The following is a 311-nucleotide window of genomic DNA, read 5'->3' as shown; positions in this document are numbered from 1 at the left end:
CCGAAGTTCCGGGGCTTCTTCGCCCCCTCGCGGATCGAGGCGGACGTCTACGACCTGGAGGTCGAGGGCCGCATCCCGCCCGAGCTGAACGGCGCCTTCTACCGTGCCGCCGCCGACACCCAGTACCCGCCGCGTTTCCCGAACGACGTGTACATCAACGGCGACGGCATGATCCACATGGTCCGGTTCGACAACGGGCACGCCGATCTGAAGACCAAGTACGTCCGCACCCAGCGCTTCCAGCTCGAACGCGCCGCCCGCCAGGCCCTGTTCGGCGCCTACCGCAACCCCTACACCGACGACCCGTCCGT

At 68.2% G+C, this 311-nt stretch carries 1 protein-coding gene; it reads left to right on the top strand.

Annotated features, from left to right (window positions below; genetic code table 11):
• Positions 1-311: carotenoid oxygenase family protein (locus IF54_RS0139150; RefSeq protein ID WP_030327578.1), on the top strand; the 311-nt coding region annotated here is incomplete at both ends.

The sequence above is a fragment of the Streptomyces sp. NRRL B-3229 genome (assembly GCF_000719505.1).
Taxonomy (GTDB): domain Bacteria; phylum Actinomycetota; class Actinomycetes; order Streptomycetales; family Streptomycetaceae; genus Streptomyces; species Streptomyces griseorubiginosus.
The sequence above is the reverse complement of the archived record's forward strand: the minus strand, read 5'-3'. Positions and strand labels throughout refer to the sequence as shown.